We start from the raw sequence: 26,012 nt of genomic DNA on the forward strand, positions 1-26,012 counted from the left end.
GGAGATGATTACGACTGTAAATAAATACCTCTCGCTTGTAAAATTCAGCCACACCATATTCGCCATGCCGTTTGCGCTGACGGGCTTCTTTATCGCCACTGCCAGGGCAGGGTACTCTTTCAGCTGGCAGCTGTTCGTATTGGTGGTATTATGTATGGTCTTTGCCAGAAGTGCGGCCATGGCCTTTAACCGCTGGCTGGATGTGGATATCGATAAGATCAACCCACGTACTGCTAAACGCGAGATTCCTGCTGGTGTGATTACGAAGAACAACGCCCTGTTGTTCATCATTTTGAACTGTGGCGCATTTATCCTCACTACTTACTTTATTAATATGATCTGCTTTATCCTGTCACCGGTCGCACTGATCGTAGTGTTGGGATATAGTTATACCAAGCGCTTTACGGCGCTGTGCCATTTGGTACTGGGCTTAGGATTGTCACTGGCGCCAATAGGAGCGTACCTGTCTGTAACAGGGCAGTTTGCGGCATTGCCGGTATTGCTGTCCTGCCTGGTGCTGTGCTGGGTATCTGGTTTTGACATCATTTATTCCCTGCAGGATGAAGATTTTGACCGTTCTCAGGCCCTGAATTCTGTGCCTACCTGGTTAGGAAAGGCAGGCGCCCTGCATTTCTCTGAAGGATTGCATGTAGTAGCGGGTGCACTGGCTATTACGATTGGGTTAATGGGGCAGTTCCATTGGTTATATGCCATTGGAGCGGCAGTATTCATCATCATGCTGATCTCTCAGCACCTGCTGGTAAAACCCAATGACCTGAGTAAGGTGAATATCGCTTTCATGACCACAAATGGTATTGCAAGTGTAGTATTCGCAATATTTGCAATTGCTGACATGTTATTTTTAGCATAATGGGGAGAATACTGGCAATAGATTATGGAAAGAAGCGGACCGGACTGGCAGTGACAGATCCCCTGCAGATAATAGCAACGGGTCTTACTACAGTACCGTCTCAAACGCTGATTCCTTACCTGAAAAAATACTTCGAAACCGAACAGGTAGAACTTATTCTGATAGGTGAACCAAAGAACCTGGATGGAAGCGAAACAGATGCGACGGCTTTAGCAGCAGAATGTGTACGTATTTTGAAAAAGAACTTCCCAAATATGCCGCTAAAGCAGATAGATGAGCGGTTTACTTCTAAAATGGCCTTTCAGACCATGATAGATAGTGGGTTGAAGAAAAAAGACAGACAGAACAAGGGATTGGTCGATGAGATCAGTGCCACCATTATATTACAGGAATACCTGCGTTCAAAATAAACATTCCATTTGGGCATTTGCCTGAACAAAAAATCGCTTTTGCCTATGGCCAAAGCGATTTTTTTGTCATTTTCGTAACTTCGCATTTTTAAAACAATACCATAGAATGATTTTACCAATCGTTGCCTACGGCCATCCGGTCCTCCGTAAAATGTGTGAAGATATCACACCAGATTACCCAGAATTAGACAAGCTGATCGCTAATATGTGGGAAACCATGTACGCGTCCAGTGGTGTAGGCCTCGCAGCACCTCAGATTAACAGGCCCATCCGCCTTTTCGTAATAGATAGCGAACAAATTATCAATAACCTGGAAGAAGATGAAAAAGACGAATACCCTGGCGATGCCGGTGTAAAACGCGTTTTCATCAATGCGCATATCGTAGCTACCAGTGGTGAAGAATGGCCTTACAACGAAGGTTGCCTCAGCATCCCTAAAGTAAGAGAAGACGTTTACCGTCCTGAAACTGTGACCATCCGCTATGTGGACGAACACTTCCAGCCTCACGAAGATACCTTTACCGGCGTCACAGCCCGCGTTATATTCCATGAGTACGACCATATCGATGGTAAGTTATTCATCGATCATCTCAAGCCACTTAAGCGTAGAATGATTAAAAGCAAGCTGGACGATATCTCCAAAGGAAAAATCAAGGTTGATTACAAGATGATATTTCACAAATAAAACGTGTGAAAATTTTGTAATGTTAAAAATCCCTATTATTTTAGTGCCTGCAAACTAATCAACTATATTTGGGAGCAGCACTTACATATACTGAAGCCGAACTGGTAACTGGATTAAAAGCCAGAAACGAAAAGTTTTTCGGTTACTTATATGATCATTATTCACCGGCATTATATGGTATCGCCCTCAAAGTAGTGGTTGATGAAACGCTTGCCGGCGATGTGTTGCAGGAAATCTTTCTCAAGATCTGGAGAGGTATAGACCGTTACGATACAGAAAAAGGTCGTCTGTTCACCTGGATGGTGAACATAGCCCGCAATACAGCTATCGATACCCTCCGCTCCAAAGGCCACAAGCTGGGCCAGAAAGTTCAGGAAATAGGAAACAATTCCCACATAGTCGATCAACTGGCGGTACACCCGTCTGTTGATCATTTGGGATTGGCTAAAGTGGTGGAACAGTTGAACAAGGAACAGCGTGTTATCATTGATCTGGCTTATTATAAAGGTTGTACCCAGGATGAGATCTCCAAAATACTGGATATCCCACTTGGTACAGTCAAAACCAGAATGCGAAATGCGATCATACAATTGCGGAATATACTAAAACAGATGTAAGCAAGTGGATGTTCAACGTTACATATCATCCGGAATTATTGAAAACCATGTGATCGGTTTAGTCTCCGAAGCGGAAAACCGCGAAATGGAGGCCGCGATCCAACAGCATCCTGAAGTAAAGGCTGCTGTAGATGCTGTGCAGCTGGATATGGAGAAGTACGTGATGATGTATGCGAAAAGGCCACCCGTTGATCTGAAAAAGCAAATCCTCAATAAATTAAAACAGGATACCGTTGCCAATGAGCCGGATATTCCCGTGGCCCAACCCGTTGCAGGCGAAGAGGAAATTCCTGTAATCGACTACGCCCCTAAAAAAACAGTTTCTCCTTTAAGAATATGGCAATATGGTGCCGCTGCCGCATTTATCCTGCTTGTAGCCAGTGCTGTCATGAACATTGCTTATTATACCAAATACAACGATTCCCGGAATCAGTACGCCAGCCTTCAAAGTAGTCAGTCCGCTTTTACTGTCGAAAAGGACTCCCTGACGGCACAATTGCACCATGCCCAGGAAGAACTGACGATGATGAAAGATCCTGCATTTAAATGGATTAAAATGTTGGGAACGCCCAGGCATACCGGAAATGTAGCCACTATTTGCTGGGATCCCGAATCAAAAGCAACTTTTATTCTCGCACAAAAACTGCCAGAACCTCCGCCTGACATGCAATATCAGCTATGGGCCATTGTAAATGGTAAATGTATAGACGCTGGTGTGTTCGCTACCGGCGATCTGTCAGCCTCCATGCAAAAGGTAAAAGACGTTGTCAATGCACAGGCATTTGCCGTAACCCTCGAAAAGAAAGGCGGTAGCCCAACTCCTACACTAGACCAGATGTTTGTAGCTGGCAAGGTAGCTGGATGATATGAAAAAGTATCTTACTCTCTCATTTTCAATTATTCCGTAATAATTGCTATATTTCCTTTATTATTGCATTCCTTTTAACCATTAATTATTATTTGTATTCATTGTAATCACACGCAGCTGTACCGGATCACGGGTACTTTTTTCTGTAGCGTTTACGGCTATGATGTGGGAGCACACGTGAAAAGTAATTTTTAACATAATTCTTTAATTGTTTTGGAATCCGCGTTCACATATACGGAATCTGAGCTGATTCAGGGCTTAAAGGCTAAAGACCAAAAGGTATTTAGCTACCTGTATGACCGTTACTCACCGGCCTTATACGGCGTGGCGCTGAAAGTGCTCAACGACGAAAGCAATGCGAGTGATTGTTTGCAGGAAGTGTTTTTGAAAATCTGGCGAAACATTGATCGTTACGACGAAGGTAAAGGTCGTTTGTTTACCTGGATGCTCAATATTACACGTAATACAGCCATTGACACGCTTCGTTCTAAGGCACATAAAATGGATCAGAAAATCCAGGACATCGGAGACGACGTACATCTATATACTGGCAACTTAGCCGTACACCCTTCCGTTGACCATCTCGGACTCTCTAAGGTTCTGGAAAAACTGACAAAAGAGCAACGTATCATCATTGATTTGGCATACTACAAAGGATGCACACAGGAAGAAATTTCCAGGGTGCTGGAGATCCCTTTGGGTACGGTGAAAACAAGGATGCGGAACGCGATCATTCAATTAAGAAACCTGTTAAAATTAGTTTAAGAAGTGGGTTCAAAAAGTTACATATCTTCTGGGATTATTGAAGCTTATGTCAGCGGACTGGCTTCCTCCAGTGAAAGGGAGGAACTGGAACTTGCAATAGCACAATACCCCGAGGTTGCGGCAGAGTACCAAAGCTGCCAGCAGGATATGGAGCAATATATAATCTATCAATCAGTCACGCCACCTGCCAATTTAAAAGAGAGATTATTTACACAGCTCGATACCGAAGAAACTGCACGTGCAAACGGTACTTACGTCGATGAAGACAATATATCGGAAACACCCGTACGCAGAATACTCGTAAGCAGCACATGGCGTTGGGTAGCTGCTGCTTCAATCCTTTTACTCATAGGTAGTGCATTTTTAAATTATAACCAGTATACACAGTACAATGGTTTACAACAGCGATACGAAGCAATGGCTGCGGCTAATACTTCTGTAGCTGCCGAAACCAATGTATACCGTACCCGACTGGAACAGGCAGAACAAGATCTGCACATTGTACAGGATCCTTCCATGAAGACAGTGAAGATGCCGGGTACCAAATCGTTCCCGACAGCACTCGCTACCATATACTGGAACCAGGCTTCTAAAGAAGTCTTCGTAATGGTAAACAACCTTCCACAACCTTCTTCTGAAAAGCAATACCAGCTATGGGCCATTGTAGACGGTAAACCCGTAGACATGGGCGTGTTTGAAACCGGTACCGAAGCCAAAATTATCCAAAAAATGAAATCTATTGGCAATGCAGAGATGTTTGCCGTAACCTTGGAGAAAAAAGGTGGTAGTCCGGAACCAACTTTAGATCAGATGTACGTAGCCGGTAAGATATAATCCCACGGTATTTCGTAATTTTGCAGCATGCGATCATTGTTGTTATTCATTGTTGCTTTTTTTATCAGTAACATTTCAATTGCCCAGGATACGGCCAACTATAGGGGGATGACCGTCAATCTTGACGAAGTAGTGGTTCAGGCCAAACGGGTGGGCTTTGATGTTAATAGCTTCATCAGGCGGGTAGAGACAGATACTACCTTCTACAGAGCATTTCGGAACCTTCATTTATTGGGCTATTCGGCCGACAATGATATTCGCATATATGGGAAGAAAGGAAAGGTAGATGCTTTCCTGAAAAGTCAGACCGTGCAAACCATGCAGGGAACCTGCCGTACTATGAAAGTACTCCACGAAGAGACGGGTGGCGATTTTTATACCTCCAAAGGAGATTATAAGTACTATACTGCTGAACTGTATGCAAACTTCTTCTTTACCAAAGGTACCGTGTGTGCCAAAGCCAACGGGGAATCGATAGAATCCTCCAAAGGGAACCTCGCCAAACACAAAGCCCAGCTCAAACAATTGATTTTCAATCCTGGTCAGCCTATCAAGGGCGTACCTATCGTAGGCGGTAAGGTCGCCATATTTGATCCGGAAGTGATGCGGTTGTACGATTTCTCTATTACCTCAGAGGAATTCAATGGAGTACCCTGCTGGGTGTTTTCTGCGACAGCGAAAAAGAACCTGGGGTATTTTGATAAGAATGATATCGTGATCAATGAGCTGATCACTTACTTCTCCAAAGAAAGCTTTGACATTGTCAACAGGAAATATTCACTTTCTTATAAAACGCTGGTATTTGATTTCAATGTGAAGATGAATGTGCAGCTGGTGAAGAGAGAAAATCTGTTGACGCCGATTTTAGTGACCTACGAAGGTACATGGGATGTGCCTTTCAGAAAGAGAGAGACGGCGATATTTATAGCGAAGTTTCACGAGTTTACCAGATAAAATAAATAAAGACATTATAAATAAAGCCCCGTTCCTCGGAACGGGGCTTTATTTATTTTAATGTATGACTGTGATAGCGCCTGTTTTTCTAATGTGTTCTCCTGTTTTCTGCACCGTATACTCCATCACCCACACATATGTTCCGACTGGTACCCTTGTTCCGTTCCTGGTACCTGTCCAGCCAATATCCGGATCTGTGGTATAGTAGATCTGCGCACCCCATCTATCATATACACTAATCGAAAACGACTGCAGGGGGCACCTGTATTTCGGTCGGAATAGATCATTGTTCCCATCTCCATTCGGACTAAAACCACTTGGTAACCATACCTGACATTCACAATCCTTAAACCCTACTTCCACAGAATCGATCGCTGTACCACAGGTATTTTGCGCCACGACGGCATAGATGCCGGCGGTATTTACTTTGTAGAGCGCTACTGTACTACTGTCCTGCCACTTATAGTTATTGCCCGCACCTTTTGGATACAGGGTATAAATCTCTCCGTTGCATAGCACCGTGTCTCTACCCAGGCTTACGCGCAGGGTATCTTCGATCTGTACATGAATCGTATCGCTGGATACACATCTGCCTATCTGTGCACGCACATAATAGTAACCGGTTTTGGTTACATAATAGGTGGCCTGCTTACTGGTATCCTGCCAGCGGTAGGTACCGGTGCCGAAATCGGCAGTCAATACAAGCTTTTCACCCTTACAGATAATGGTATCATTACCGAGGTTTACATTGCGCAGGGCATTGTAACGTACCCGGATGGTATCGATCACATTACAGGTGTTATTAATTGTAGCATAGCACCACAAATCTATCGGGCGGCTGGCAGACACAGTGGGGGTGGTAGCACCAGTGCTCCACAGGTAAGCTGTTGCCCCGGAAGTACTGCCATTGATAATCACTGTTTCGTCAGGGCATAATAAAGTATCCGGACCCAGTGAGTATGGATGCTCAGTGCCAGCAAATGAGATAGTGATACTGTCGCTAAAAATACCGCAACCCTTGGCGTTGGCATTCACGATATACATGAATGGCGCACGGGCGGTGTCGCTATGAACAACGATATCCGGTGTGGTTTCTCCCGTATTCCAGGAGAAAGTACAGTTCTGGGCGGTGGCATCCAGTTGCAGGTATTCGTTGAGGCAAAGCACCACGTCGTTCCCGAGTTCTATTTCCGGTTCAGGGGTATAGAATACGTTCATGGAATCAGGTACCAGGCAACCATTGATCTTTACCTTGTACGTCTGCATGGTATCTACCACTATGCTCTGACCGGTGGAGCTGTCCTGCCACAGGTAGGAGGCGCCGGCTACATAAGGAGCGGTCAGGGTAATAGTAGTGCCTTCGCAAAGGGTAGAGTCGGTAGGACCAAAGTCGTAAGGTACGGGTGCCACGATGGTGACCGTATTGGTAGAAATGTCTTCCACACCACTCCGGTAAGCCACCAGGGTGATGGTATAGTCGCCAAGGGTGCTGTAAAGGTGAACACCGTTGATAGCTTTGGAAGAATCGTACTTGCCGGATGCTGGATCGCCATAATACCATTTGACGGAGTCGATGCCGTCACGGTCTGCGGTAGCAATGATAAAACGAATACTATCGTTTTGGCAGGTTGAGTTGAAGGTAAAAGGCGTAGACGCCTGCGCGGTGGTTGAACCGAGTAAAACGAGTAAAACCACGATAATTAGATATAGGTTTCTCATGCTTGGGACATGGGTAAGGCATAAAATTAACAGAAATTCATGATATATGGTATTTTTTTAATGAAAACGTAAACTTCATTCCATATTAATCAGGCATCCCGCCTGGCGGGATGCCTGATTAACAACTAATCTTCCAGCGGTCTTGCAGAGATATATCTTCTCCATTTTTCTAACACCGCCTTAAAATCTTCCGGCATTGGACTTTCAAAATGGACAGGCTTGCGGGTACGTGGGTGTATAAAGCCTAAAGTCTGGGCATGCAGGGCATGTCTTGGCATTAGCTCAAAGCAGTTCTCCACAAATTGCTTGTATTTATTGAAAACGGTGCCTTTCAGAATACGGTTACCGCCATAAGTATCGTCGTTGAACAGGGAATGCCCGATATGCTGCATGTGCACCCTGATCTGGTGGGTACGACCCGTTTCCAGCCGGCATTCAATGAGTGTGACATAATTAAAGCGCTCCAGCACCTTGTAGTGGGTGATGGCGTCTTTGCCATATTCTCCTTCAGGATATGCATCCATGATCTTTCTAAAACGTTGGTGGCGACCTACGTGTGCTTCAACCGTTCCTTCATCTTCTTCAAAATCTCCCCATACGAGGGCAATGTACCGGCGCTGTACTGTGTGGTCAAAGAATTGCTTGGCCAGGTCGTTCATCGCCTTTTCTGATTTGGCAATCACGAGCAGACCGCTGGTATTCTTATCAATACGGTGTACGAGGCCAAAACGGGGAATTTCAGGCTCCGTGACCTCAGTGTTCTGACCACCCAGGTACCAGGCCAGACCGTTTACCAGGGTACCGGTATAGTTACCACAACCCGGATGTACCACCATCCCTGGCTGCTTGTTGACGATCATAATGTCTTCATCCTCAAATACGATGTTCAGGTCCAGCTGTTCTGGTATTACATCTGTATTCTCAGGATTCTTGCTCGTCATTACCACGATCTTGTCGAAGGCTTTGACTTTATAGTTGGACTTGACGGGTTTATCATTGACAATGACCCAACCTGATTCGCAGGCCTGCTGAATTTTGTTGCGGGTAGCACCTTCTACCCGGTTCATCAGGAATTTATCGATACGAAGAGGCTCTTGTCCCTTGTCGGCAACAATATTGACACGCTCATACAGCTCTTCACTGCCTTCGCCGCTTTCCAGCTCATCATCCAGTTCAATCAGATCTTCGGTCATGTAGTTCAAAAATTTCTGCAAAGGTATGTCATTTTGACCTTTTCATTAGTATGACCATAGGGCCATCTTATACCTGACCTGTTAATAACCCGTAGATATCCCGTACATATCCCGCCTCTTTATAGATGCGGGTTATTGGCGGCTTACAGGCGGGTTATATACGGCTTATAGGCGGGATATCTCCCTGAGAGCGCTATAGTAGTGCTATAGCGCGGATGGCGCTTCGGAATGGCCGTGGGTAGTGAGTTGTAGCCAGGGCCTGATTTCATTTCCGGAAGGCAACATTTTCAGTAACTTTGCCCGGTTATGACCAACAGAACCATTCATATCCAGGACCTGGGCGTAATTGAGTATCAACCAGCCTGGGATTTCCAGGAGCAGTTGCTACAGGAGAACGTAAGAATCAAACAGGCAAGAGGCAGGGGAGAGCTCCCCGCCGATGGCGTAGTAGAAACAACGAATCACTTCCTCTTTTGTGAACATCCCCCTGTATACACTCTCGGCAAGAGCGGGCATATGGAAAACCTGCTGCTCAATGAAGAACAGCTGGCGGACAAGGGGATTACTTTTGTACCCACCAACAGGGGAGGGGATATCACCTACCATGGCCCCGGGCAGGTAGTAGGGTATCCGATCCTGGACCTCGAACACTTTTTCACCGATATAGGCAAATACCTTCGTTTACTGGAAGAAGTTGTGATCCGTACCCTGGCGGACTATGGCATCAAAGGAGACCGTTCTCCGGGAGAGACGGGTGTATGGCTGGATCCTGAAGATCCTAAAAAAGCCCGCAAGATCTGTGCGATGGGAGTGCGTTGCAGCCGCTGGGTGACCATGCATGGTTTTGCCCTGAATGTGAATACAGACCTGAATTACTTCAGCAATATTATTCCCTGCGGAATTGTGGATAAGAAAGTAGCTGCCATGCAGGAAGAGCTGGGCAGGGAAATTCCCCTGGCAGAGGTGAAGGAGAAATTATTAAAACATTTTGCCGAAGTCTTTGACGCGGTGATCGCATAAAAAGGAGGCCGTATCGTAAGTAAGATACGGCCTCCTTTTATTCGGGTACCTAATGGAGATAGGTAGTCCTTTAAGCACTTCAGAGGAGGTTTATTTATTTATTTTGATACACGCTCTTTAAATTTGGATAACCTCTTTTAGTTTCTATAGCTGAGTGGGATGAACACATTCCACTTTTCCAGCACTTTTCCGTCTTCTACAATTTCAAAATTGAACCAACCGGCATGGAGGAAGATGGCTTTTTCCAGGATGAGGAAAGGCTCTTTTACCTCCTTGATGTCGAACAGGAAGCTTCCATCCGGTTCAAAAAACTTGATTACATATCTTTTATTGGGTGCTTCAGGCAGTTTGATATTCACATTGCCATCAGCAGTAGTATAAATGTAATTGGAAGGATGCCATACGATCTTCTCTTCTTTTGGCGCTTCTTTTTCCTTTTCCTTTACCGGGGCAGCTCCTTTGTCGGTCACTACGGGTGGCGGTGCGGTGGAGGTCGCTACACCTGCAGCTTTGGCTGCGGCAATAGCGGCTTTTACATCGGCGGCGGTCAGTTTTTCCCTGTCATCGATGGTGGAGTCCGGTACAGCCAGGACTACCTTGGTAAAGAAGTAACGGCCGTTGTTGAAGATGATCAACATACGGTAATAGTTGGAGCCTGGTAAAGGTTTTCCATCGTCGTATGCACACCGGATATCGCCGGGATTGGCGATATAACCAATGGTATTAAAGTTCAGGACGCTGTCCAGCGAACGCTGAACGCCGATCGACTTCACGTCTCTGAAACCCGATATAAATTCAAGACGGTTCTTCCCTGTTTGAATCAGGGCCGAAAATTCCGGAAATACCGGGAGTGGTTTTTGTTGAACCTGTTGAGCCTGTACTGAAAATACTAATGCTGATAGTGCTAATACTGTGACAATAAAAATTCGCGACAACTGCTTCATAAATTCCTGATTCCTATAACTACAATTAGCTTCAAATATAGTAAACGCCTTTTTAAATATTCGTTAATATAGTAATATACCGGGCAGAAGGAGAAAGATATTTTTTTTAGTAGTGTAATAACCCTGGTTTGAGTGAAAGGTTGCCCTGTAATCCGCCTGAATGGATCAATAAAACCCTGCTTCCCGGGGGATATATACCACTTTCTATGTCTTTTTTAAATCCCTGTACCAATTTGCCTGTATAAACTACATCCAATGGTATTTTAGTTTCATTATAAAAATGATTCATGCATTCTGTCAGTGCCGGTGTGACCTTTGCATACCCGCCACCATGGTGTTCATGAACCAATTCCCACTGGGGTGCACTGCGATATTTCAGCAATGCTTTTACCTCTTCTGAAAGATAGTGCGCCCCTTTTAAAACCACGTACCCTTTTAGTTGCTGGGGTGGTTCCGCACTATTAATCAACCCTGCCAGCGTAGTACCAGTCCCTACTGCACAAATAATGTGGGTAAAGCCGGAAACATCGTGCATGGATAAGATCTCTTCACACCCTTCCGCCCCTGCCGCATTATGTCCTCCTTCAGGTACAAAATAAGCATCCTGAAAGACCTCTTTCCAATCAATTGAATCTTTCTGTTTATACACTTCTCTTGTCACAAAATGCAACTGCATACCCTGTTGCTTTGCCAGTGCTAAAGTATGACTTAACATGGGCGCCGCTTCTCCCCGCACTACTGCCGTACACCGCATACCCAACAATCTGCATGCTGCCGCTGTGGCCGCCAGATGATTGGAGTATGCACCTCCAAAAGTTACAATATGATCCTTTCCATCCGCCTTAGCAGCCGCAATATTACATTGCAGCTTGAACCATTTATTACCTGATACTTCACTGTGTAATAGGTCTAAACGCAACATGGCTGCCTGTATTGTACCGGGCAGCCATGTTGGTGTGATATTTTGTAACTGAATATTACGATAGTCAAACATTAATAAAACAGGCTATTGCGCAAATTTAATGCTTGTGCGCCTTTTGACAGCAATACATTTATCCAGCCAATTTCACCAGTATTAAAATATTGTATCCTGATTTTATGATATCCCTTCTTTAATCCGATCACGCCTACTTTTTCTGTCGTACCATGTACACCATCATTATCTGCTACTACTTCATCATCGATGTATAAAACCGATCCGTCGTCAGAGAGCAGGTTGAATGTATACATTGCATCCGCATCTACTTTTACATAACCTGTGTAAGTGATTCCGAAATCTTTCTTTGTGGTAAGGAAAGGGCGTAAATCCAGACCAGCAATCGTACCTGCACTATCACCTTTTTCAGGTAGCTCTTTTGCAGTTTTGGGTACATTCTTATACACTGCTGAGAAACGTAATCCGTTATTTGCAGGTTTTACATTCGCAGCTTCTCTGTAAGGCTTACGTGTATAAGTCGTGCTATATACATTGCTCTTACGACCACCAGGTGTTACTTCTATATACTTCAATACAACCGTTCCATTCTCAGGTACACTGATGGTGAATGGTTGTGCATAGCGTTTGCTGTTAATAGCTGGTCCACTACCATCGATGGTGTAAAATATGGCGGCGCCTTTCACGCCGGGAGTAAGTGTCACCGTCGTAGTTGGTACCGCAATCAACGTATCTTTCAGCTGTGCCGGTTCAGGTATTCTGAAGTTTACACCCTGCTTGTCAATAGCTGCCAGTACGGTTGGTGCTTTCTTCTGAAAGCGTTTCCAGTCACGCTTAGCAGCAGGAGACCAGGCTACTTCAGACAATGCTAATGCCCTGGGCCAGGCCATGTAATCTACATAAGTCTGATCAGGCATATATTCTGTCCATATATTTGCCTGCACACCTTTGATATATTTCTGCTCTTCTGCATTCAAAGAAGGTGGCAATGGCTCGTAGTTATACACTGTGTTTAGTGAAAGATAATTACCAATTCTGCCTGGCTCTGTCGCCTCAGGGCTTTGGTAGTAATCGAGGTATAGGTAAGTATTAGGAGACATGATCACCTCATGTTTTTCCTTTGCGGCTGCAATACCACCCGCTTCGCCACGCCAGCTCATAACAGTTGCATTTGGTGCTAAGCCACCTTCCAGGATTTCATCCCAGCCAATGATGTTGCGACCTTTGCTATTTACAAACTTTTCCATTCGTTGTATGAAATAACTCTGCAAAGCATGTTCATCTTTCAATCCCAGTTTCTGCATGAGTGCCTGTACCTGTGGCGATTCTTTCCAGCGATCTTTCGGACATTCGTCACCGCCTATATGAATATACTTACCTGGGAAGAGGTCCATTACTTCTGTAAGTACATCCTGCAGGAAAGTGAATACAGAATCATTTGCAGGATTCAGTACTTCTTTCGAAATACCAAAGGTGGTCATGGTCTCATATTGCTTGCCATAACCAAAGCTGGGAAACGCTGCCAGTACTGCCTGTGAGTGGCCTGGCATTTCTATTTCAGGAATGATGGTGATATGTCTGTCTGCAGCATACTTTACGATATCCCTGATTTCATTCTGTGTATAAAATCCACCGTATGGTTTACCATCATAAGTATTGCTGCGTGCAGCATGACCTACTACGGTTTCTTTTCTTTGAGAAGCGATCTTAGTCAGCTGTGGATATTTTTTGATTTCAATACGCCATCCCTGATCTTCTGTGAGGTGCCAGTGGAAGCGGTTGAACTTATACTGTGCCATCACATCGATGAACTTTTTTACATAATCAGGTGGGAAGAAATGACGGCCTACATCCAGCATCAGACCACGATAGGCGAAGCGGGGCGCATCGGAAATTTCCACACCAGGTATATGGATCGCTGCGTTTTTTTCAGCAGGTAATAACTGTTGTAAAGTTTGCAGGCCATAGAACAAACCTGCTGCATCACCTTTCAGTGCAATGGTACCATTGTTTACAAAGAGAGTATAGGCCTCTGGTGCACCGGTTGTTTCTTTGATGTCGATAACGGCGGTGGACTTTACTTTCGGCACTGGTTTATCAGTCACTTCTACTTTAAACCCATAAGCACTTTGCAAAAAAGCGTTGAGCAAACCGGCGGTAGTTTTGGCGGCAGTACCTTCATAATGGATCAGTGCATTTTCATTCAACACAAAACTACCCGGTACACTTTGCAGTGACTTCGGCTCCGGGATGATCATGATGTCAGCTGTTTTCTTTTGAGCAGTACCATAAAGGCACAGCAGCGCTGATAGAGTTGACAGGATTAGTTTTTTCATATGCTAAGCTGTTTTGCTTTTACGACTTTGGCCTCGGGCAAAAGATATAGAAGCTGTGATGGCCTGCGGCCGGCATTAAAAATTAATCGTTATTCGTCAGGAAACCTCCTTTACCCCTGTACAGCTTTACAGGCTTGTCCAATTGCAGGGCTAATACAGTCATGTATTTATCCTGAACATTTTCTGGTACGTCAATATACACAAGACCGGGCACACTGCTCCATGAAATTTTACCAACGATTTTATGAGATAGTTGAACGTCTGTTCCTACCACCTGAATATTCCTGATATTGTTCATAAGGCCTTTTACCATTACAGATCCGCTCATCCTGCCCGGGAGGAAGAGGTAGAGGGTTGTAGAATCTTTAGAGAGGGTAGTAGGACCATAGAAGTGACCTTGTGGTATACCACCGACGGTATTGAAGATAGCTGGTGCGTGTTTTTTGTTCCATGCACCCAGTTCTTTCAGTACGTTTACTTCTTCAGGAGGAATGTGACCAGCGGCATCAGGGCCGATATCCAGCAGGAGGTTACCACCATTACTGATTGCATCTGCAAAGATGGTGATGATTTCATAAGGTGTTTTCCAGCTGGTATCGTCAGGGTGATAGCCCCAGTTGCTATTGATAGTCATACAGAGTTCCCACCAGTTGTAGTGAGGGCGGGTGACCGGGAAGTTTTGTTCTGGTGTTTCGTAATCACCATATCCCTGCAGGCGGCCATTGATAATCGTGTTAGGATTATGGGTGGTGAGCATGGTCCGCATTTTAGGTGCTTCCCATTCAGCAGCGCTGTGTTCCCAGTCGCCATCGAACCACCAGAGGTCAGGGTTGAACTGGGTCATTACTTCTTTAAGTTGTCCTTCGTAGAAGTTGCGGAAGCGTTGCCAGCGCACAGTATCTTTAGCGGCATTATAGCGGGAACTGTCTTTCAAAAAGCCGGGATAGTCGGGATAACTCCAGTCGATCAACGAAAAGTAAGCACCGCATTTAATGCCTTCTTTACGCAGGGCGGCATAGAAGGGGGTGAGTACATCTCTTTTGGCGGGTGTACTGTTCACCGCATCCAGCTTACTTAATTTGCTGTCCCACAGTGCTACCCCATCATGGTGCTTGGTGGTGATCACCGCATAGCGGGCGCCGGACTCTTTGATGAGCGATGCCCATGCAACAGGGTCATAACTTGAAGCAGTAAAGCCTTTTAGTTGTGACATATAGTCCTGATATGATATTTTTTTATTGTGGAATGACCAGGATTCGTCGACCCCATTTACGGAATATATACCCCAGTGAATAAAGATTCCGAGCTTCGCATCGGAGAACCATTGCATCTTTTGAGCGATTTCCGAAGGAGGAACATGTTGTTGGGCAAAGGCGTTGGCACATGACGCAAAGGCAATAGCAGCCTGCAAAAAGATTCTTTTCATTGGCAGATAAAAATTGATAATAATAATGTAACAGTCCGGGTTGGTATAGTGTTTGCTGGTTTGATACCACCTACAGGACTAATATTACAGGTAACTCTAATGGCTAGAGCTACGAAAGTAGAAACACCTATGTTATTGAAAAAGAAAGCGTGAAAATAGTTTTAATCAGTAAATTTAGTCCCTGGATTTTCGCCAATTACAATAAAAAATTAATTAAAACAATCTAGTAAAGATGCAACCCACTTTATTGATTCTGGCAGCCGGTATGGCGAGCCGTTATGGTAGTTTGAAACAAATACAGCAGTTTGGCCCTAGCGGTGAGACTATTATCGACTACTCAATTTATGACGCGATCAGAGCAGGTTTTGGTAAGATTGTGTTTATTATCAGGAAGGATTTTGAAGCGGAATTCAGAGAGATTTTTGAACCTAAACTGAAGGGTCGCGTACAGACTGATTACGTATATCAGGAGATGGATGCTTTCCTGGATGGATATCCGGTACCAGCGGATCGTACTAAGCCGTGGGGTACTGCGCATGCTGTATTGTGTGCTAAAAACGCGATCAACGAACCATTTGCAGTGATCAACGCAGATGACTTTTATGGTCGTGATTCGTTTGAGAAAATGGCGAAATTTCTCGAAAACTCCTGCAAACCTGATGTATATAGCGTAGTGGGTTATCAGCTGAACAAGACCATTTCTGAGCATGGTTCCGTATCCCGTGGGGTATGTGCCGCTGATAGCAATGGCAACCTGGCTGAGATCAACGAGCGTACCAAGGTATATAAGGATGGCGATAAGATCGTATACGAAAATGCTGATGGCAGCAAGCACGAACTGGCACCTGAAACACCGGTATCCATGAATTTCTGGGGTTTCCACCAGAATGTATTTGAGAATAGCCAGAAGCTGTTCAAGGAATTCCTGGAGAAAGATGGTGATAAGCCGAAGTCTGAATTCTTTATTCCGATTGTAGTGGACAACTTCATTCAGAACAAACTGGGTGTGGTTAATGTATTACCTACAGGTGCACAGTGGTTCGGTGTTACATACAAGGAAGATGCACCAGGCGTACAGGCTAGTTTATCAGCACTGGTTGAGTCAGGAGAATATCCAACTAACCTGTGGAAATAAAACTACCATCTGGTGTTAATTGATGTCAGTCGTTATACAATAATTCTACTGATTCTATTAAAAACGTACAAAGAAAAGGGGTTAAATTTCAATATTTTCAAAAAGGGAAGATTTGTTTGCGAAATCACTAAATTTTTTGATTGTATTGTTTTTTACTTCAATCACCAATACTTTTGTACAGTTAAACATCAAAGTATTCCTCCAATGTGGGTAAATAAAGACAATAACAAGATTAATCACATCGTAGCTCAGCTCAACTGGGCTATTACGCTCGTTGTGATCGTCGTTGTCATTATTAGCCACCAGTATGGAGGATAGGTAACTGTGTACAACCAAATCAATATACAGCCTTCCTCCACCAGAGGGAGGCTTTTTTTATGCCTGTTATTTCACTAGATTTCTAATATCTGAATTATATGTATAGCTATTACAACGAGAACACCATCATTTACGTGGACGGGGAGTATAAGAAAGCCACCGAAGCCAAAATCGACCTGTTTGGTCAGTCATTACATTATGGATACGCCGTATTCGAAGGTATCAGAGCTTATAAGACTGCTAGTGGAGAAGTGAAGATCTTCAAGGCAGAAGAGCACTTCGATCGTTTCCGTCGCAGCTGTGAGTTAATTCATATGCCTTACAACTACACCAACGAAGAGTTAATCACCGCTTGTTACAAGGTGCTGGAACTGAACAATATGCAGGAAGCATACATTCGTCCGCTGGCTTATTGCCCACCAAACATGACCCTGAAAGCTGCATCAGAAATGAACGTGATGATCTGTGCATGGGAATGGGGTGCTTACCTGGGTGAAAAGCTGCTGAAAGTAATGACATCTTCATATCAGCGTCCAAATCCAAAGGCATTCAAGATTGAATCCAAATCGGCAGGTTTGTACATCAACTCGATCCTGGCTTCTCAGGAAGCTAAGTCAAAAGGCTTTGACGAGGCACTGTTGCTGGATCTGGAAGGCTATGTAGCTGAAGGCCCTGGTGCTAATATCTTCTTCGAAAAAGATGGTAAGCTCGTAACCCCACCTCCAGGTGCTATTCTACCTGGTATCACCCGTGCTACAGTGATTGAACTGTGTCAGGAGCTGAACATTCCGTTAGAACAAAGACTGTTCACTACCGACGAACTGAAGCAGGCTGACGCTGCATTCTTCTGTGGTACTGCTGCTGAACTAATCGGCATCGAATCACTGGATGGTCAGAGTTTTGGTAAGCCATGGGCTTCATCTCTGGGTAAGCTGCTGCAGCAGGCTTATAAAGCTAAGGTGCTGGAGAAGGAATTTGATCGTTCTTCAGTGAAAGTGGCGTAAGGGATTAAGGTGTTCAGAATATATAACTGAATCATTTTCAGGATCTTTTCTGGAATAGAGGTTGTATTTTGTATATAATTTAGAAATAAGAACATACCGGGTGCATTATTGCCTGGTAAACCCAATGAACACTGCTTCGCTTTGATATTCAATAGGTGAGTGGTCCGATGGCGGACAGCCGTCAGACCACTCCCATTTTAAAGGATCAGCGTACGTATTAGAAGATTTTTTTAATAGTTGGATTTTGGATTTTTGAGTCCAATTTATTCAATACCATAGCGGTTTTGAGACGAAAATGGACACGCTTGAAATCCGGTTGGACCCCTAAATGTCGGTTTGGAACTTGGCGCATATAGCCGCTTCTTTGTATCCTGCTTAACATGATATTCAACATTTGGGAACCGGTTGAATGAACAACACCGGAACCCAGACAAACATTTACTGAAAGATGGAATTGAACAAGTACAGCAAAACGCTCACTCAGGACCCTACACAGCCTGCGACCCAGGCACAGTTGTATGGTATAGGTTTAACAGATGAGGACCTGAAGAAAGCACAGGTGGGCATTGCCAGCATGGGATATGATGGCAACACCTGTAATATGCACCTGAATGAACTGGCACAGGAGGTCAAAAAAGGGGTCTGGGCTAATGATTTGGTCGGCCTTACCTTTCATACCATAGGCGTCAGCGATGGTATGACCAATGGTACACCAGGTATGCGTTACTCGCTGGTCAGCCGTGATCTGATTGCTGATTCCATCGAAACTGTAGTAGGTGGCCAATATTATGATGGCCTCATCACTGTTCCTGGTTGTGACAAAAACATGCCAGGCTCCCTGATAGCAATGGGTCGTTTAAACCGTCCTGCTATCATGGTATATGGTGGTTCTACCTCTCCTGGTCATTATAAAGGACAGGATTTGAACATCATTTCCGCTTTTGAAGCACTTGGCCAGAAAATGGCGGGTAATATGAACGACGAGGATTATAAAGGTATCATCATGAACTCCTGCCCTGGTGCCGGTGCGTGTGGTGGTATGTATACAGCTAATACCATGAGCTCCGCTATCGAAGCAATGGGTATGAGCCTTCCTTACAGTTCTTCTACTCCAGCTCAGAGCGAAGCAAAACGCGAAGAATGTAGAGTAGCAGGCCAGTATATTCGTCTGCTGCTCGAAAGAGATATCAAGCCAAAGGACATTATGACCTTCAAGGCTTTTGAAAACGCTGCTGTAGTGATTATGGCCATGGGTGGTAGTACCAATGCCGTGCTGCATATGATCGCTATTGCAAAAGCAGTTGGTGTGAAGTTTAACATCAACGACTTCCAGCGTATCAGCGACAGCACTCCACTGATCGCCGATCTGAAACCAAGCGGTAAATACCTGATGGAAGACCTGCACAAAATTGGCGGCGTTCCATTGGTAATGAAATACCTGCTGAAAGCTGGTCTGCTCCATGGCGATTGTCTGACCGTAACTGGCAAGACCATTGCTGAAAACCTGGAAAGCGTACCAGACCTGGATTTCGAAAGCCAGAGCATCATCGTTCCGGTAGAAAAACCACTGAAAGAATCCGGTCACATCCAGATCCTGTATGGTAACCTGGCAGAACTGGGTTCCGTAGCTAAGATTACTGGTAAAGAAGGTGAGTTCTTCCGTGGTACCGCAAGGGTATTCGATGGTGAATATGAACTGATAGCAGGTATCACCAGTGGCCGTGTAAAGAGCGGCGACGTAGTGGTGATCCGCAACGTAGGGCCGAAAGGTGCACCAGGTATGCCTGAAATGCTGAAACCTACCTCCGCCATTATGGGTGTAGGTCTTGGTAAGAGCGTAGCACTGATCACCGATGGCCGTTTTTCCGGCGGTACCCACGGTTTCGTGGTAGGTCATATTACCCCTGAAGCGGTAGAAGGTGGCCTGATCGGATTGGTTGAGGACAACGATATGATCGAAATTGACGCAAAACACAACACCATTAAGCTGGAAGTAAGCGATGAAGAAATCGCTGCACGCCGCGCCAAATGGGTAAAACCTGCCCTGAAGGTAACTAGTGGGGTATTATATAAATACGCAAAACTTGTTTCAAATGCAACAGAAGGATGTGTTACCGATGAAGCCTGAGCCGGCTAATCAGCCAGCAGCGGCTACTGAGGAAAAACTACATATTACCGGTTCCGAAGCCGTAATCCGCTCGCTGATTGCAGAAGATGTGAAAACCATTTTCGGCTATCCAGGTGGGGCCATTATGCCCATTTATGATGCCCTATACGATTTTCAGGATGAGGTCCATCATATATTAGTACGCCACGAACAGGGTGCTACTCATGCTGCGCAGGGGTATGCCCGTACCTCTGGTAAGGTGGGGGTGGTATTTGCTACTTCCGGCCCCGGTGCTACCAACCTGGTAACTGGTCTGGCAGATGCTTATATGGATTCTACTCCAATGGTATGTATCACAGGTCAGGTGGCTGCTCACCTGCTGGGTACCGATGCCTTCCAGGAAACTGACGTGATCGGGATTACCATTCCTATTACTAAATGGAATATCCAGGTAACCCGTGCTGAAGATATCCCGGGAGCTATCGCCAAAGCATTTTACATTGCTGCCAGTGGTCGTCCGGGTCCTGTACTGGTAGATATTACCAAGAATGCACAGGTTGCCAAGTTCGATTTTGAATATAGCAAGTGTGAATATATCCGTAGTTATCACCCTGTTCCAAAGCTGAACATCGAAGCGGTGAAATCTGCTGCTGCCCTGATCAACGAAGCTGAGCGACCTTACATCCTGTGTGGACATGGGGTACTGCTCGCTGGCGCTGAAAAGGAACTGATCGCCCTGTCTGAAAAAGCAGGTATTCCGATCGCTTCCACCTTGTTAGGTCTCTCTGCTGTTCCGGTAGATCATCCTAACTATGTGGGTTTCCTGGGTATGCATGGTAACTATGCACCTAATATCAAAACCGACGAGTGTGATGTAGTCATTGCTGTAGGTATGCGCTTTGATGACCGCGTAACCGGGGATGTTACCAGATATGTAAAACAGGCAAAGGTTATCCACATCGAAATTGATGCTGCTGAGATCAACAAGATCATCACTGCAACAGTAGGTGTACATGCCGATGCTAAAACTGCGCTAAAAGCCTTGTTGCCATTGGTGAAAGAAGCAAAACACGATGAGTGGATTGCTGGCTTCAAAGAGGCAGACAAGCAGGAACAGGAGAAGGTAAACCGTGGTGAACTGTACCCTACAGAAGGTGCCCTGAAAATGGCGGAAGTAGTACGTATCATCTCTGAACGTACAGGAGGTAAAGCAGTACTGGTTACAGACGTAGGTCAGCACCAGATGATTGCCAGCCGTTACTACCGCTTCAAGGATCCAAATACCAATATCACCAGTGGTGGTATGGGTACCATGGGTTTCTCACTGCCAGCTGCTATGGGTGCTAAGATGGGTGCTCAGGAAAAAGAAGTAGTAGCTGTGATTGGGGATGGTTGTTTCCAGATGACCTTACAGGAGTTAGGCACGATTTACCAGTCACAGATTGGTGTGAAGATCGTGATCCTGAACAACAACTTCCTGGGTATGGTGCGTCAGTGGCAGCAGCTGTTCCATGACAAGCGTTATTCTTCCACCGAAATGACTAACCCTGACTTCGTACAGATTGCGAAAGGGTTTTACATTCCGGGCAAGAAGGTAACTGACCGTGCTGATATTGTGGCGGCCGTTGATGAAATGATCTCCCACGATGGTGCTTACCTGCTGGAGGTAGTCGTAGAGAAGGAAGACAACGTATTCCCGATGGTACCAGCTGGTGCTCCAATTGCTCATATCAGGCTCGAGTAGTAAACCTTTTTAACAACGAAGAATTTTTATGCAAAAAGAATATACAATCACGGTATATACAGAAGACAGGATCGGTATCACGAACCGTATCACTGTTATCTTTACGCGCCGTCGAATCAATATCACCAGCCTCACAACCGCACCAACGGAGATTGAGGGTGTTTACAAGTTCATCATCACTGTACTGTCAGAAAGATCGCTACTGGATAAAGTAGTTGGTCAGATCGAGCGACTGGTGGAAATTCACCGTGCATTTGTACATGAAGAGGATGAAGTGGTATACCAGGAGCTGGCACTGTATAAGATCTCAACCAAAGCATTGAAGAATGGCAGCATCGAAAAGCTGATCCGTGAAAATGCGGCAAGGATCCTGACCATTACAGACGAATACTTTGTATTGGAGAAGACCGGTCACCAGGAGGAGCTGATAGCGCTACAGGCGAAACTGGCACCTTATGGACTGATAGAGTATTCCAAGAGCGGTCGCGTGGCGATCGTGAAATGGAGTCGTCGTTTCCATGATCATTTGAAAAATCTGTCCGAACAAGAGACAGATGATCTGGCCGAAGTGGATTATACACACGGACAGCCAGGTTCACATCAGGCAGAGAGTATCTAATAACTATAATAAAATTCATTAGGGCTGACCGTATGGTCAGCCCTAGTTCTTATCTCAATCACATGTCCCAGGTATTAACAAGTGTTAATCCGCTCAATATTCTCGATGCAGCGGTGAAGTTGAAACCAGTGGTGAACAGAACACCGCTGACCTATAGTCCAACATTGTCACGCAGGTACAATGCCGATATTTATCTGAAAAGAGAAGACATGCAGATTGTACGCTCGTATAAGCTGCGTGGTGCATATAACAAGATCAGTAGTCTGGACAAAGATCAGCTGGCCAAAGGTGTAACATGTGCCAGCGCGGGTAACCATGCGCAGGGTGTTGCATATGCCTGTCGTCAGCTGGATATTAAAGGTGTCATCTTCATGCCGATCATTACCCCGAAGCAGAAGGTGAACCAGGTAAACATGTTTGGCGGAGATAATATTGAGATCAGACTGGTGGGAGATACATTTGATGATTGTTCTACCGAAGCGCAGGCGTATACAAAAGCGCACGGTATGACATTCGTTGCTCCTTTTGACGACCCCAAGATCATAGAAGGACAAGGTACAGTAGCTGTAGAGGTACTGGAAGACCAGTCTCATATTGATTATATCTTTGTGCCCATCGGTGGTGGCGGACTCGCTGCCGGTACAGGTACTTATTTTAAAACATACAGTCCGCATACCAAGGTGATCGGGGTAGAACCAAAAGGTGCTGCGTCTATGACTGCTGCACTGGAAAAGGGGGAACCTGTAACGCTGGGCGAAATTGAGCGCTTTGTAGACGGTGCTGCCGTGAAGAGAGTAGGTACGCTGAATTTCGAAATCTGTAAAGATGTGCTGGATAAAATGCACACCGTAGCAGAAGGTAAGGTTTGTACTACCATACTGAAATTGTACAATGAAGATGCGATCGTAGTGGAGCCGGCTGGCGCCCTGTCTATCGCCGCACTGGACGATTTTGCTAAAGAGATCGAAGGCAAGAAAGTAGTATGTATAGTAAGTGGTGGTAACAATGACATCGATCGCATGCAGGAGATCAAAGAAAGGTCTTTACTGTATGAAGGGCTGAAACATTACTTTATCATCCGCTTTATACAGCGCCCGGGAGCCCTGAAAGAGTTTGTGAACCATGTGCTGGGACCTGATGATGATATCACAAGATTTGAATTTATCCAAAAGCATAATAAAGAAATGGGTCCTGCACTGATAGGTGTGGAACTAAAAAAGAAAGAGGATTATGATATCCTGGTGGCCAATTTTTCGAAGTACGGTATTCATTATACTGCACTGAATGAAGATGATGACTTATTTGGTTACTTAGTGTAAGGTGTTGCAATATATCTGGTAACAAGAAATTAACCTCCTGTATTACGCAGGAGGTTTTATTTTGCCCCTTTTAATTACATTTAGATAAATAATTCCGGAAGATGAGCAATCTCATGCGCGCAGCCCTGCTGCGGGAATTTGGCCCTGCCAGTAACCTGACTATCGAAAGAATACCCGTACCCCTGCCAGCGGCAGGTCAGTTACTTATAAAAGTACGCGCCGCAGGTATTAATCCTGTTGATTATAAAACCCGTAATGGGAAAGGCATAGCTGCCAAAGAACTGGCACTCCCTGCTGTACTTGGCTGGGATATAGCCGGTGAGGTGGTGAGCCTGGGTGATGGTGTAAGCCGTTTTGACAGAAATGAACGTGTGTTTGGAATGAGCAATTTTCCACATGCGGGGAATGCGTATGCAGAATACGCGATTGTGCAGGAAGATGAATTTGCCCTGATACCCGCTTCGGTGAGTAATGAGGTAGCAGCAGCTACCCCGTTGGCGGCACTCACAGCCTGGGAGGCATTGTTTGACCATGGCCAGCTGGCCGGGGGGCAAAAAGTATTGATCCATGCAGCAGCGGGTGGCGTTGGCCATATTGCAGTACAACTGGCTAAATGGAAAGGTGCTTATGTAGTAGGTACAGCTTCGCAGCAGCATCATGGTCTGCTGAATGAACTGGGAGTGGATCTGCCGCTGGATTATAACACACAGGATTTTACTGTTATAGCAAAGGATATGGATGTGGTGCTGGATGGTATAGGTGGTGAAAACTCACTTCGTTCTATAGATGTATTGAACCCCGGGGGCGTATTGGTATGCCTGCCTTCGATGTATAAAGATGATCCGGCGATCCTGGAGAAAGCTGCTTCCAAAGGAGTGATGGTGAAATGGATGATGGTAACCCCATCTGGTGAAAGAATGGAGCAACTGGCCGATCTGCTGGCGGTGGGTGATCTGAAAGTAAAAGTTGATCAGACTTTTCCACTGGAAGATGTGGGGAAAGCACATGAAGCTGTGGAAACGGGTCATGTAACCGGCAAAGTCGTGCTGGTGATCTAAAAGATATATTATGCTCAGCTACTGGGAAAAACAATCCCTTCTTCAATACGATTACATTATTGCCGGCAGTGGTATCGTGGGTTTGTCCACGGCTATCAGTCTGCGCGAAGCGCAGCCGCAGGTTCGTGTGCTTGTATTGGAGAAGGGAGTATTGCCTACAGGGGCGAGTACAAAGAATGCGGGGTTTGCCTGTATAGGGAGTTTGACGGAGTTGCTGGCAGATTTGCGACAATTGCCTGCTGCTGAAGTATTGGCATTGTTGGAGTTGCGTTGGCAGGGGTTACATGCCTTGCGGCATCGTGTGGGTGATCAGCATATGGATTACAGGGAGAATGGGAGTTATGAGCTGATAGGAGAGAAGGAGTTACCTGCACTGTCGGAAATTGATGGCATGAATGACTTGTTGCGGCCTTTGTTGGGGGGAGATGCGTTTACGTTGGTTTCCAGTGATTTCGGATTTAATAAATCGTATGTAAAGGCTTTGATCAGGAATAATTTTGAGGGGGAGTTACATACGGGGAAGATGATGCGCCGGTTGATAGACCTGGCGCTTTTTTATGGGGTAGAGATTAAGACGGGGTGTACGATTTCAGGTATTTCGGAGTCTGATGGTGGTGTATATGTGTCAGTGGGGGAGTATTCCTTTATGGCGGGTAGGGTAGGAATCTGTACAAATGCATTTACCCGTGAGCTGATCCCTGACCTGGATGTAGTGCCCGGCAGGGGGCAGGTATTAATAACCGATCCTATACCAGGATTACCTTTTAAAGGTATCTACCATATGGACGAGGGGTATTATTACTTCAGGGAGCTGGAAGGCCGTGTACTATTCGGGGGAGGTCGTAATATGGACTTTGCCGGGGAGGCTACCACTGTTTTTGAATTGAATGCCCAAATTCATACAGAACTGGAAAACCGTTTACGCCATATTATTTTGCCGGGTTTTTCGTTTAATATTGCTGACCGTTGGGCTGGCATTATGGCTTTTGGCCAGAACCGGCAGCCGGTTATCCGCCGTCATTCACCCCGAATCGCGCTGGGCGTAAGAATGGGCGGCATGGGCGTCGCAATTGGAACCGCTATCGGGGCACAATTAGCCGATATCCTTATAAAAGAATGATCACGATCAAGT

Annotated in this window: 23 protein-coding genes; 17 read left to right on the plus strand and 6 right to left on the minus strand. The window is 45.4% G+C overall.

The features are described 5' to 3' along the window. Window positions 1–4: 4 nt before the first annotated feature. From BW716_RS04835 to BW716_RS04870, 8 genes are all read left to right on the plus strand, one after another. The gene (locus BW716_RS04835; protein ID WP_083721392.1) at window positions 5–871 is read left to right on the plus strand and encodes a UbiA-like polyprenyltransferase; all 867 of its coding nucleotides are present in this window, start codon (window positions 5–7) and stop codon (window positions 869–871) included. Next, window positions 871–1,281, plus strand: coding sequence for a Holliday junction resolvase RuvX (ruvX, locus tag BW716_RS04840; protein WP_083721393.1), 411 nt, complete (start codon window positions 871–873; stop codon window positions 1,279–1,281). Before BW716_RS04835 ends, ruvX begins: the two co-directional genes overlap by 1 nt. A gap of 106 nt (window positions 1,282–1,387) precedes the next feature. Continuing rightward, entirely contained in the window at window positions 1,388–1,966 is a 579-nt protein-coding gene (gene def / locus BW716_RS04845; RefSeq protein WP_083721394.1) for a peptide deformylase, read from the plus strand. Between the two features lie 68 nt (window positions 1,967–2,034). Continuing rightward, window positions 2,035–2,583 (plus strand): RNA polymerase sigma factor, encoded by a 549-nt coding sequence (locus BW716_RS04850; RefSeq protein ID WP_083721395.1) that lies wholly within the window; start codon window positions 2,035–2,037, stop codon window positions 2,581–2,583. 49 nt (window positions 2,584–2,632) lie between these two features. After that, the gene (locus tag BW716_RS04855; protein WP_220388713.1) at window positions 2,633–3,448 is read left to right on the plus strand and encodes an anti-sigma factor; all 816 of its coding nucleotides are present in this window, start codon (window positions 2,633–2,635) and stop codon (window positions 3,446–3,448) included. A 216-nt stretch (window positions 3,449–3,664) separates the two neighbouring features. After that, window positions 3,665–4,216 (plus strand): RNA polymerase sigma factor, encoded by a 552-nt coding sequence (locus BW716_RS04860; protein WP_083721397.1) that lies wholly within the window; start codon window positions 3,665–3,667, stop codon window positions 4,214–4,216. 3 nt (window positions 4,217–4,219) lie between these two features. Then, window positions 4,220–5,050, plus strand: coding sequence for an anti-sigma factor (locus BW716_RS04865; RefSeq protein WP_083721398.1), 831 nt, complete (start codon window positions 4,220–4,222; stop codon window positions 5,048–5,050). Between the two features lie 27 nt (window positions 5,051–5,077). Then, the gene (locus tag BW716_RS04870; protein WP_083721399.1) at window positions 5,078–6,004 is read left to right on the plus strand and encodes a hypothetical protein; all 927 of its coding nucleotides are present in this window, start codon (window positions 5,078–5,080) and stop codon (window positions 6,002–6,004) included. A 57-nt stretch (window positions 6,005–6,061) separates the two neighbouring features. Here BW716_RS04870 and BW716_RS04875 read toward each other — a convergent pair whose 3' ends face one another. Next, the gene (locus tag BW716_RS04875; protein WP_083721400.1) at window positions 6,062–7,723 is read right to left on the minus strand and encodes a gliding motility-associated C-terminal domain-containing protein; all 1,662 of its coding nucleotides are present in this window, start codon (window positions 7,721–7,723) and stop codon (window positions 6,062–6,064) included. Between the two features lie 125 nt (window positions 7,724–7,848). Further along, a complete protein-coding gene (locus BW716_RS04880; protein WP_235643479.1) occupies window positions 7,849–8,937 on the minus strand; it encodes an RluA family pseudouridine synthase in 1,089 nt (362 codons plus the stop codon). A 285-nt stretch (window positions 8,938–9,222) separates the two neighbouring features. Here BW716_RS04880 and lipB point away from each other — a divergent pair, with 285 nt between their 5' ends. Continuing rightward, window positions 9,223–9,936 (plus strand): lipoyl(octanoyl) transferase LipB, encoded by a 714-nt coding sequence (gene lipB / locus BW716_RS04885; protein WP_083721402.1) that lies wholly within the window; start codon window positions 9,223–9,225, stop codon window positions 9,934–9,936. Between the two features lie 137 nt (window positions 9,937–10,073). Here lipB and BW716_RS04890 read toward each other — a convergent pair whose 3' ends face one another. The 4 genes from BW716_RS04890 to BW716_RS04905 all read right to left on the minus strand — a co-directional run bounded on the left by BW716_RS04890 (window position 10,074) and on the right by BW716_RS04905 (window position 15,576). After that, on the minus strand, window positions 10,074–10,880 hold the full coding sequence (locus BW716_RS04890; protein WP_083721403.1) for a hypothetical protein: 807 nt from the start codon (window positions 10,878–10,880) through the stop codon (window positions 10,074–10,076). A gap of 106 nt (window positions 10,881–10,986) precedes the next feature. Next, window positions 10,987–11,874 carry a 1-aminocyclopropane-1-carboxylate deaminase/D-cysteine desulfhydrase gene (locus BW716_RS04895; RefSeq protein ID WP_083721404.1) on the minus strand — a complete coding sequence of 296 codons (888 nt, stop codon included), beginning with the start codon at window positions 11,872–11,874 and terminating at the stop codon, window positions 10,987–10,989. Further along, complete coding sequence (locus tag BW716_RS04900; RefSeq protein ID WP_083721405.1) at window positions 11,874–14,150, minus strand: family 20 glycosylhydrolase; 2,277 nt, start codon at window positions 14,148–14,150, stop codon at window positions 11,874–11,876. The genes BW716_RS04895 and BW716_RS04900 overlap by 1 nt, the downstream gene beginning before the upstream one ends. Before the next feature lie 82 nt (window positions 14,151–14,232). Continuing rightward, entirely contained in the window at window positions 14,233–15,576 is a 1,344-nt protein-coding gene (locus tag BW716_RS04905) for an alpha-L-fucosidase (protein WP_083721406.1), read from the minus strand. A 232-nt stretch (window positions 15,577–15,808) separates the two neighbouring features. On the opposite strand from BW716_RS04905, the gene BW716_RS04910 reads away from it, so the two are divergent. The 8 genes from BW716_RS04910 to BW716_RS04945 all read left to right on the plus strand — a co-directional run bounded on the left by BW716_RS04910 (window position 15,809) and on the right by BW716_RS04945 (window position 26,000). Continuing rightward, a complete protein-coding gene (locus BW716_RS04910) occupies window positions 15,809–16,711 on the plus strand; it encodes a sugar phosphate nucleotidyltransferase (protein ID WP_083721407.1) in 903 nt (300 codons plus the stop codon). A gap of 416 nt (window positions 16,712–17,127) precedes the next feature. Continuing rightward, a complete protein-coding gene (locus tag BW716_RS04915) occupies window positions 17,128–18,033 on the plus strand; it encodes a branched-chain amino acid transaminase (RefSeq protein WP_083721408.1) in 906 nt (301 codons plus the stop codon). A 448-nt stretch (window positions 18,034–18,481) separates the two neighbouring features. After that, a complete protein-coding gene (ilvD, locus tag BW716_RS04920) occupies window positions 18,482–20,161 on the plus strand; it encodes a dihydroxy-acid dehydratase (protein WP_083721409.1) in 1,680 nt (559 codons plus the stop codon). Then, window positions 20,127–21,884, plus strand: coding sequence for a biosynthetic-type acetolactate synthase large subunit (gene ilvB / locus BW716_RS04925; protein WP_306460908.1), 1,758 nt, complete (start codon window positions 20,127–20,129; stop codon window positions 21,882–21,884). Before ilvD ends, ilvB begins: the two co-directional genes overlap by 35 nt. 28 nt (window positions 21,885–21,912) lie before the next feature. After that, window positions 21,913–22,503, plus strand: coding sequence for an acetolactate synthase small subunit (ilvN, locus tag BW716_RS04930; RefSeq protein WP_083721410.1), 591 nt, complete (start codon window positions 21,913–21,915; stop codon window positions 22,501–22,503). A gap of 62 nt (window positions 22,504–22,565) precedes the next feature. After that, entirely contained in the window at window positions 22,566–23,822 is a 1,257-nt protein-coding gene (gene ilvA / locus BW716_RS04935) for a threonine ammonia-lyase IlvA (protein ID WP_083721411.1), read from the plus strand. A gap of 101 nt (window positions 23,823–23,923) precedes the next feature. Continuing rightward, window positions 23,924–24,880: an NADP-dependent oxidoreductase gene (locus BW716_RS04940; RefSeq protein WP_083721412.1), complete on the plus strand. Its 957-nt coding sequence runs from the start codon at window positions 23,924–23,926 to the stop codon at window positions 24,878–24,880. Window positions 24,881–24,890: 10 nt separating this feature from the next. After that, complete coding sequence (locus BW716_RS04945; RefSeq protein ID WP_083721413.1) at window positions 24,891–26,000, plus strand: FAD-binding oxidoreductase; 1,110 nt, start codon at window positions 24,891–24,893, stop codon at window positions 25,998–26,000. Window positions 26,001–26,012 lie beyond the last annotated feature (12 nt).

This window comes from [Flexibacter] sp. ATCC 35208 (assembly GCF_001975825.1).
Taxonomy (GTDB): domain Bacteria; phylum Bacteroidota; class Bacteroidia; order Chitinophagales; family Chitinophagaceae; genus Chitinophaga.

Coding starts and splice junctions, on each gene's coding strand:
- BW716_RS04875 (WP_083721400.1), bottom strand. CDS start 7,723: ATGAGAAACCTATATCTAATTATCGTGGTTTTACTCGTTTTACTCGGT.
- ilvB (WP_306460908.1), top strand. CDS start 20,127: ATGCAACAGAAGGATGTGTTACCGATGAAGCCTGAGCCGGCTAATCAG.
- BW716_RS04900 (WP_083721405.1), bottom strand. CDS start 14,150: ATGAAAAAACTAATCCTGTCAACTCTATCAGCGCTGCTGTGCCTTTAT.
- ilvD (WP_083721409.1), top strand. CDS start 18,482: ATGGAATTGAACAAGTACAGCAAAACGCTCACTCAGGACCCTACACAG.
- ilvN (WP_083721410.1), top strand. CDS start 21,913: ATGCAAAAAGAATATACAATCACGGTATATACAGAAGACAGGATCGGT.
- lipB (WP_083721402.1), top strand. CDS start 9,223: ATGACCAACAGAACCATTCATATCCAGGACCTGGGCGTAATTGAGTAT.
- BW716_RS04910 (WP_083721407.1), top strand. CDS start 15,809: ATGCAACCCACTTTATTGATTCTGGCAGCCGGTATGGCGAGCCGTTAT.
- BW716_RS04915 (WP_083721408.1), top strand. CDS start 17,128: ATGTATAGCTATTACAACGAGAACACCATCATTTACGTGGACGGGGAG.
- BW716_RS04870 (WP_083721399.1), top strand. CDS start 5,078: ATGCGATCATTGTTGTTATTCATTGTTGCTTTTTTTATCAGTAACATT.
- ruvX (WP_083721393.1), top strand. CDS start 871: ATGGGGAGAATACTGGCAATAGATTATGGAAAGAAGCGGACCGGACTG.
- BW716_RS04835 (WP_083721392.1), top strand. CDS start 5: ATGATTACGACTGTAAATAAATACCTCTCGCTTGTAAAATTCAGCCAC.
- BW716_RS04945 (WP_083721413.1), top strand. CDS start 24,891: ATGCTCAGCTACTGGGAAAAACAATCCCTTCTTCAATACGATTACATT.
- BW716_RS04940 (WP_083721412.1), top strand. CDS start 23,924: ATGAGCAATCTCATGCGCGCAGCCCTGCTGCGGGAATTTGGCCCTGCC.
- BW716_RS04895 (WP_083721404.1), bottom strand. CDS start 11,874: ATGTTTGACTATCGTAATATTCAGTTACAAAATATCACACCAACATGG.
- BW716_RS04905 (WP_083721406.1), bottom strand. CDS start 15,576: ATGAAAAGAATCTTTTTGCAGGCTGCTATTGCCTTTGCGTCATGTGCC.
- ilvA (WP_083721411.1), top strand. CDS start 22,566: ATGTCCCAGGTATTAACAAGTGTTAATCCGCTCAATATTCTCGATGCA.
- BW716_RS04890 (WP_083721403.1), bottom strand. CDS start 10,880: ATGAAGCAGTTGTCGCGAATTTTTATTGTCACAGTATTAGCACTATCA.
- def (WP_083721394.1), top strand. CDS start 1,388: ATGATTTTACCAATCGTTGCCTACGGCCATCCGGTCCTCCGTAAAATG.